Origin of the sequence: Methylophaga sp., from assembly GCF_965655755.1 — a bacterium.
Lineage (GTDB): Bacteria > Pseudomonadota > Gammaproteobacteria > Nitrosococcales > Methylophagaceae > Methylophaga.
The window spans coordinates 1-8197 of sequence record NZ_CBFHHW010000034.1 but is presented as its reverse complement, the minus strand read 5'-3'; the positions used below and the strand labels follow the sequence as shown (position 1 = coordinate 8197).

Annotated in this window: 9 protein-coding genes; 5 read left to right on the top strand and 4 right to left on the bottom strand. The window is 46.1% G+C overall.

Annotated elements, in window-relative coordinates:
- The 4 genes from coaE to pilB all read right to left on the bottom strand — a co-directional run.
- On the bottom strand, nucleotides 1–197 hold a 197-nt coding region (coaE, locus tag ACTF5U_RS10690), incomplete at its 3' end, for a dephospho-CoA kinase (RefSeq protein ID WP_438971618.1).
- On the bottom strand, nucleotides 197–1063 hold the full coding sequence (locus ACTF5U_RS10685; RefSeq protein ID WP_438971617.1) for a prepilin peptidase: 867 nt from the start codon (nucleotides 1061–1063) through the stop codon (nucleotides 197–199). The genes coaE and ACTF5U_RS10685, both read right to left, overlap by 1 nt.
- 2 nt (nucleotides 1064–1065) lie before the next feature.
- Nucleotides 1066–2307: a type II secretion system F family protein gene (locus tag ACTF5U_RS10680; protein ID WP_438971616.1), complete on the bottom strand. Its 1242-nt coding sequence runs from the start codon at nucleotides 2305–2307 to the stop codon at nucleotides 1066–1068.
- Nucleotides 2308–2310: 3 nt separating this feature from the next.
- Nucleotides 2311–4026, bottom strand: coding sequence for a type IV-A pilus assembly ATPase PilB (gene pilB, locus ACTF5U_RS10675; protein WP_438971615.1), 1716 nt, complete (start codon nucleotides 4024–4026; stop codon nucleotides 2311–2313).
- A 145-nt stretch (nucleotides 4027–4171) separates the two neighbouring features.
- Between pilB and lptM the strand changes: the two genes are divergently transcribed.
- Genes lptM through xerC form a run of 5 tightly spaced genes read left to right on the top strand, consistent with a single transcriptional unit; the run spans nucleotide 4172 to nucleotide 7997 of the window.
- Nucleotides 4172–4300, top strand: a complete 129-nt coding sequence (gene lptM / locus ACTF5U_RS10670) for an LPS translocon maturation chaperone LptM (protein WP_438971614.1) — start codon at nucleotides 4172–4174, stop codon at nucleotides 4298–4300.
- Between the two features lie 8 nt (nucleotides 4301–4308).
- Complete coding sequence (gene lysA / locus ACTF5U_RS10665) at nucleotides 4309–5559, top strand: diaminopimelate decarboxylase (RefSeq protein WP_438971613.1); 1251 nt, start codon at nucleotides 4309–4311, stop codon at nucleotides 5557–5559.
- Between the two features lie 2 nt (nucleotides 5560–5561).
- Nucleotides 5562–6410 carry a diaminopimelate epimerase gene (gene dapF / locus ACTF5U_RS10660; RefSeq protein ID WP_438971612.1) on the top strand — a complete coding sequence of 283 codons (849 nt, stop codon included), beginning with the start codon at nucleotides 5562–5564 and terminating at the stop codon, nucleotides 6408–6410.
- Nucleotides 6386–7096, top strand: coding sequence for a DUF484 family protein (locus ACTF5U_RS10655; protein ID WP_438971611.1), 711 nt, complete (start codon nucleotides 6386–6388; stop codon nucleotides 7094–7096). Before dapF ends, ACTF5U_RS10655 begins: the two co-directional genes overlap by 25 nt.
- Nucleotides 7086–7997, top strand: a complete 912-nt coding sequence (gene xerC / locus ACTF5U_RS10650; RefSeq protein ID WP_438971610.1) for a tyrosine recombinase XerC — start codon at nucleotides 7086–7088, stop codon at nucleotides 7995–7997. Before ACTF5U_RS10655 ends, xerC begins: the two co-directional genes overlap by 11 nt.
- Nucleotides 7998–8197 lie beyond the last annotated feature (200 nt).

Here is an 8197-nt window from a genome sequence, read left to right as displayed (position 1 = left end):
TTTATCTCACCATTGTCCAGCAAGATTCCAGGACCATACTGTTCAATAACCTGTTGATAACAGTGGGTGTCCTTTTCCAGTAGCTCACGCGCGATGATGTCGGCATCAATGGTAGTGATTCCCAAAGCTGAAAACAACCGACTGACCGTCGTTTTGCCACTGGCAATGCCCCCCGTCAACCCAACCCGGAAAAGCATTAGTTTAATCCAGCAATGTTCAAATAGCCTTGATTAAGCTGTTCCCCCCAGACCAAAGCGATCCAACCAGCAGCAGCAAGGTAAGGACCAAAGGGAATGGGAATATCACGCTGATGTTTTCTTACGACTATCAAAGTGATTCCTACGACAGCCCCGACCAGAGAAGAAAGCAGCACAATCACTGGTAACAATTGCCAACCCATAAAGGCGCCGAGGGCCGCAAGTAATTTGAAATCACCATAGCCCATGCCTTCTTTACCTGTTGCCAGTCGGAACAGGTGATAGATGCTCCATAACGATAGGTAACCAGCTAAGGCGCCAATGACACTGCTGGCAAGATCGGTGTATAAGCCAAACAGGTTGAAGAAAAGGCCCAGCCAAACCAGCGGTAAAGTAATTTTATCCGGCAGTAGCTGGTGGTCAAGATCGATGAAGGTCAACGCGATTAATGACCAGGTCAGCAGTAAGGCGCCAAAACATGCCCAACTAAAACCAAAATACCAGGCGACAACACCGGATAAGATACCTGTCAGTGCCTCGATAATTGGATAACGTACAGATATGGCTGCTTTACAGGAGTGACACTTTCCTCCTAAAGCAAGAAAGCTGAGAACAGGAATGTTTTCAAACGCAGAGATAGCATGGTCACAATGCGGACAACGAGAGCGTGGTGTTGAGAGATTAAATACAAGCTGGGATTTTTCTTGGCCAGCTAATTCAGCACATTGAGATTCCCATTCATTCTGCATCATTACAGGCAGACGATAGATTACAACATTTAAAAAACTACCGACCAATAAGCCAAGCACAATTGTTGTCGTCACCCATAGGAGGGGAGACGATGCCAGTAAATCGATAACTTGCATCTTTAGATGGCGGCCCCGAGTTTGAAGATGGGCAGATACATAGCAATAACAAGCGTACCAACAATACCGCCAAGGAAGACCATGATTATAGGTTCCATCAAAGCGGTCATATTATCGACAGCGTCGTCTACTTCAGCTTCGTAAAAATCAGCCACTTTTGCAAGCATAGCATCTAAAGAGCCGGACTCTTCACCAATCGCAACCATCTGGATAACCATATTTGGAAATAATTCAGTATCAAGCATGGCTTTGTTTAATTGGGTACCTGTTGATACTTCATCTCGCATATCAAGTGTCGCTTCACCATAAACAATATTCCCTGTGGCACCAGCAACGGATGTCATTGCTTCAACCATCGGTACACCGGCTTTGAACATTGTTGAGAACGTCCGGGCAAAACGGGCAATGGCCGCTTTGGTCATAACAGCACCGATTACAGGCAATTTTAAAAGTATTCTGTCAAGAAAGTGCTGGATCTTTCTCGAACGCTTTTTGGCTGCCATAAAACCCATGACAATACCGATAATGGAACCAAAAATGAGCCACCATAGTTCCTGGAAAACTTCAGATATCTTAATGACAAGTTTGGTTAAACCAGGGAGGTCGGCGCCGAACCCTTGGAAAAGAGATTGAAACTGAGGAATAACAAAAATCATCAAAATTGCAGTAACTAGAAAAGCCACCACAATGATAGCTGTTGGATACACTAACGCTTTTTTAATTTTTGCTTTTAGGGCTTCAGTCTTTTCCTGATATTCAGCAATTTCATGCAAGAGTGTTTCTAAGGTACCTGACTGTTCACCAGCATCGACAAGATTGATGTATAAATCATCAAAATAAAGAGGAAACTTGCCAAGAGATGCCGCTAGACTTGTACCTGATTCTACATCGGCTTTAATCGCCAAAATCATTTCTTGCATGCTGGCATTTTCATGGCCTTCACCGATGATTTGCATGGCCTGCATCAGAGGTACACCAGATGACATCATGGTCGCTAACATGCGGCTAAAGATAGCAATATCTTTAGGTTTGATGGGAGGCTTTCGAGCAGCAAAAAGATCTTTGGGTTTTTTCTTTACCTTGAGTGGAGCAATACCCTGTCGTCGCAAATCTGCTCTAGCCTGAGCGACATTCTCAGCCGTTAATTGACCTTTGATCCGGCGGCCTTGTTTATTGGTGCCTTGCCAAAGGTAAATATCGGGTACTTTGACCTTCTTTGCCTTTACAGCTTGAGCTTGTGCCACGTGTTACTCCTTGATCACACGGTTGATTTCTTCGAGGCTGGTAAGCCCCGCAGCCACTTTTTTGAGCCCTGATTTTCTCAAATCATCAATACCTTCTTTTTCTGCTTGATCAGCAAGTTGAATCGCGTTACCACCTTCCATGATGATCCGTCCCATGGCTTCGGACACGGGCATAACCTGATACACACCGACACGGCCTTTATAACCTTCTGTGCAGCTATCGCAACCTACCGCTTTGTAGACACTGACTCCTGCATCGATCTGTTCCTGTGTAAATCCCTCATCGAGTAACACGTCTGAAGGGAGATTTTCTTCAGCCTTACATTTGGAGCACAATCTTCTGGCCAGTCGCTGTGCAATGATCAATGAGACAGCTGATGCGATATTAAAGGCCGGTACCCCCATATTAGCGAGACGAGTCAAAGTCTGTGGAGCATCGTTGGTGTGTAAGGTGGAAAATACCATGTGACCGGTCTGTGCCGCTTTGATAGCAATTTCTGCTGTTTCAAGGTCACGAATCTCACCGACCATGATGATATCCGGATCCTGACGCAGGAAGGCACGAAGTGCTGATGAAAAATCTAAACCTATAGCAGGGTGCACATTGACCTGATTAACACCTGGTAAACTGATTTCAGCCGGATCTTCAGCGGTCGAAATATTGCGATCACCGGTATTGAGAATATTGAGAGCGGTATAGAGTGAGACAGTTTTACCACTACCCGTTGGACCTGTTACAAGCACCATGCCATAGGGCTTGTGCATTATTTTCATGAATGTGGCTTTTTGATCTTCTTCGTAGCCGAGCGCGTCTATACCGAGTTGTGCACTGGTCGGATCCAGGATACGTAAAACGATTTTTTCGCCGAATAAGGTAGGGCAGGAGCTGACACGAAAATCGATAGCTTTGGTTTTTGACAGCTTCAGACGCATTCGTCCATCTTGAGGAACACGTCTTTCTGCAATATTCAGTCGGGATAAAACCTTGAGTCTGGCTGCAATACGACCACCCAAAGCAACGGGGGCGGTTTTCATTTCATGGAGCATACCATCGATACGCATACGAACACGGTATTTTTTCTCATACGGTTCAAAGTGGATATCGGATGCACCGGCTTTAATAGCACTGGTCAGGATGCCATTAATGAATCGTACGACCGGCGTGTCGTCGACATTGGCTTCGGTAATATCTTCGCCTTTATCAGAGTCATCCGGTCCTAGATCCATGTCCTCCAGATCAGCGTCACCAAAACTATCGAGTTGCTCTTCGGATTTATCCAGCGCTTTTTCGATGACCACAGATAATTTCTGTTCATCTACTAAGACGGGATAAGTGTTCATTGCTGTATTGAATTGAAACTCATCCAGCGCTTGCAGATTGGTAGGGTCAGAAACAGCTATATATAGGCGCTTCCCGCGTTTATATAAAGGAAGAGCATTGTGCTGGCGAATCAGTTTTTCCTGAATCAGACTGGTTGCGGCCATATCCAGGTTCATCGCGTTGATATCAAACAACGGAACCCCAAATTCTTGCGATGCAATCGAGGCGATATCGGCACTGGCAAGAATTTTGTGATTAACCATGTAGGTTACAAAGGGTTGTTTGGCTTCTTTAGCGGCCGTTTGCGCTGAAAGGGCTTGCTCATCGTTTAGCAAGCCTTCATTGACAAGACGCCTTGCTAAACCGCTGAGTCTCATGGGGGTTGCCATATTTGCCATGTCTAATTGCGATTCCTTAACATAAGCTGAGCTCTTAAAAGCTAATAGTATGTAAGTTAAACAAGAAATTCTAGTTTCTGCTGCCAAGACGTCTCAGTCTTTCCCGTATATACTGCCGGTTATTGAGAAATATTGGGGAATAAAAATGCAAAAATTCTTACGCTGGAATCTGTCAGCCATCTTATTATGTGGCATTTTGATGCTGACAGCATGTGGTCAAACAGGTGATCTTTATTTGCCTCAGGGCGGAACTGATAACAGCTCGGCAGGATAAGAATAACGATGGATTTTTTTCAATACCAGGCTGATACCCTGCACGCGGAAAATGTCTCTGCGAACCGTATTACACAACAATTTGGCACGCCTACCTATGTTTATTCGCGCGCAACGCTGGAGCGTCACTGGAAAGCATTTGATACGGCTTTTTCAAGCCAGCCTCATCTGGTGTGTTATGCCGTAAAAGCAAACTCAAATCTGGCGGTGTTAAATGTTTTGGCAAGACTTGGTTCAGGTTTTGATATCGTCTCAGCCGGGGAGTTGGCACGCGTGATTGCTGCCGGTGGTGATGCTGCAAAAACCGTATTCTCCGGTGTCGGCAAAACGCATGATGAAATTGAATATGCGCTCAATCAGGGGATTCGCTGTTTCAATGTGGAATCGATCCCAGAGCTGGATCGCATCAATACGGTTGCGCAGCGTCTGAATAAAACGGCTTCGGTATCGATTCGTGTTAATCCAGACGTTGATGCGCAAACGCATCCCTATATATCGACCGGTTTGAAAGAAAATAAATTCGGTATCGCGATTGAAGATGCGCGTGAGGTCTACCAATCAGCTAAGCAAATGACGAGTCTTCATATTGTAGGTGTTGATTGTCACATAGGCTCACAATTGACTTCAGTATCACCGTTTGTAGATGCGCTTAACCGTGTTTTGACGTTGATTGATGAGTTGGCTGAAGATGGCATTACCATCAAACACTTGGATATTGGCGGTGGATTGGGTATTCATTATCGCGATGAAACACCGCCGACACCGGCTGAATATGCCGAAGCTCTAAAACCACTGCTACAGGAACGTGAACTGGAAATCCTCTTAGAGCCAGGTCGGGCTATTGCTGGAAATGCTGGCATATTGCTGACGCAGGTTGAATTCATTAAACCTACCGAAGCCAAACAGTTTGCGATTGTCGATGCGGCAATGAATGATTTGCTCAGACCCGCATTGTATCAATCATGGCAGGAGATTCAGGCAGTCAGTTTAAACAGCGATGCACAAGCCACAACTTATGATATTGTGGGACCTATCTGTGAAACAGGTGATTTTCTGGGTAAAGACCGCAAACTGGCTATCAAACAAGGCGATTATCTGGCTATTCGCTCAGCGGGTGCATATGGTTTTACCATGAGCTCTAACTATAACTCTCGTCCCCGGGCAGCAGAAGTGATGGTGGACGGAGAAGAAATGCATCTGGTTCGTGAGCGTGAAACGATTGAAGATCTGTTCTCAGGAGAGCACATTCTACAGGCGTAACGATGTTGAAATTCAGCAAAATGCACGGCCTTGGCAATGACTTCATTGTCATCAATGCCATCGAACAAGCAGTCAACTTAACGTCTGAACAAATTCAGTTTTTGTCAGACAGACGGTTTGGTGTGGGTTGTGATCAGCTGCTTTTGGTCGAGAAACCACAAACCGCTGAGGCTGATTTTCGCTATCGTATTTTTAATGCAGATGGTGGCGAAGTCTCCCAATGTGGTAATGGTGCTCGTTGTTTTGCTCGATTTGTCCGTGAAAAAGGGCTGACAGCAAAAGATACCATCGCTGTTGAAACTGCTTCTGGCTTAATTTATCCAACTTTGCAGGCTGATGGTAGCGTGACGGTGGACATGGGCAAACCCATCTTTGAGCCCAAAAACATTCCCTTCATTGCTGAAGAACAAGCCAATACTTATATGCTGGCAATTGATGACCACGGCAAAAAAGAAATTACCGCTTTATCGATGGGCAATCCTCATGCGGTCATGATGGTCGATGATGTCGATACGGCCTCAGTTGAGGAGATTGGTCCTTTGGTCGAGTCGCATGAACGCTTTCCCGAGCGGGTCAATGCCGGCTTCATGCAGGTGATTGACTCTGATTCGATACGTTTGCGCGTTTTTGAGCGTGGTTCAGGTGAAACGTTTGCTTGCGGTACAGGGGCCTGTGCAGCGGTTGTCAGTGGTATACGACGCGGGTTACTGAATAATATTGTGACGGTGGCATTACCTGGCGGTGACTTGCAAATAAGCTGGCCTGATGAAGATTCCTCGGTGTGGATGACCGGACCGGCAGAACATGTATTTGATGGAGAAATTGCGTGGGCGATGATAGAGCAACATTAACAAGCGCCGAATTAGAGCATTATCTGAGGGAACATCCTGATGTTTTTTTGCAGCAGCCAGAGCTGCTGGAGCTGGTGGAGTTGAATGCCTCACCCGAAGGCACTATTTCTCTCGCTCAGAAACAACAGCAACGTCTGCAGGAAAAAAATAAACAGCTCAATGAGCAGTTGCATGCAGTCATTGAAAACGCACACAGCAATAATGAGTTACAGCAGCGTGTTCATGCCTTGTGTCTGAGCCTGCTTGATGCACCCGATTTGAGCAGTCTTATCAGTGTCTTAGTGAAAGAGCTCAAACATGAGTTCTCTGCGGATGATGTGGCTTTGCGCCTGTTTTATAATTCAGAAAAACCTCAGGAACTGCCAAAGCTTGATGCGAACGTCGCGCAACTGCACGCTGATGATAAAAAACTGCAAAGTTTCGACAATATACTCAATAAGCAGGAACCGGTGTGTGGACGCCTGACGAAAGCTCAGAAGCAAATCTTATTCAGTACTCAGGCTGATGAAATCCAGTCTATCGCTTGCCTGCCGTTAGGTCATGAGCCTTGTGCGGGCATACTTGCCATTGGCAGTCATGATGCCAACCGCTTCCATGCGGATATGGCAACGGACTACTTAAGTTTCTTAGGCGACGTCTTTATGCGTATCGTCCGTCAGCACTGTCACAATCATCATGAGCAATGAGTTAGAACAGCAAAGTAACGCCTTTCTGGACTATCTGTCGCACCAGCGACGCCTCTCCCAACACACGGTGAATAATTATCACCGTGACCTCACACAACTAATAGCGTTTTGTCAGACAGAGTCATTATCACAATGGCATGAGGTGAAACCAGCCGATTTACGACGGTTTATTGCCTTTCTTCATCGAAAAGGCCTATCCAGCCGAACTATCCAGCGTATGTTGTCAGCCAGCCGTTCGCTTTACCAGTATCTCATTCGCCAGGGGGTAGTCGAAACCAACCCTGCCCAGGCAGTGCAGGCGCCGAAAGCCGAAAAACGATTACCGTCGACGCTGGACGTGGATCAAATGAATGCCTTATTGGATCAAACCTTACCGGATACCTTTGTTGCCTGTCGTGATCGTGCCATCATGGAATTGTTCTATTCCTCTGGTCTGCGTCTGGCAGAGCTGGCGACGTTAGATTTACGTGATATCGACTTTGGTGATCAACTGGTGCATGTCACCGGTAAGGGTAATAAAGATCGGGTCTGTCCGGTCGGTAAGGCCGCAATTAAAGCCTTGCAGGACTGGCTAGAAAAACGCGATAAGATAGGCTTTTTTGATCAACCCGCTGTGTTTATTACCCAGCAGGGCAGGCGTTTAGGGGTCAGATCGATTCAGAAGCGATTAAGTTTTTGGGGTAAAAAACAGGGTATCTCAGACCGTGTTCATCCCCACAGATTACGGCATGCTTTTGCATCCCACATGCTGGAATCAAGCGGCGATTTACGCGCAGTACAGGAATTACTGGGGCATGCCGATATTGCGACAACGCAGATCTATACGCATGTTGATTTTCAGCATTTAGCGAAAGTTTATGACTCGGCGCACCCAAGAGCAAAGAAGCGAACGGAGTCATAACGAGCAAGTAAGACGGCCAGAGATTGATGCTATACAGGGAGAAGCATGAATGAACGGAGAGATTGGGTTAATACTATTATTTGTGCTGTTTGTTATTGCAGGCGCTGTGCTGGGCTGGGTTGCTTTTTTCCGGGAAAAAGCATTAAGACAAACAGTGAATGCTTTGTCAGAGCAACTTCAGTCGTTTCAGGCTTCGCCCT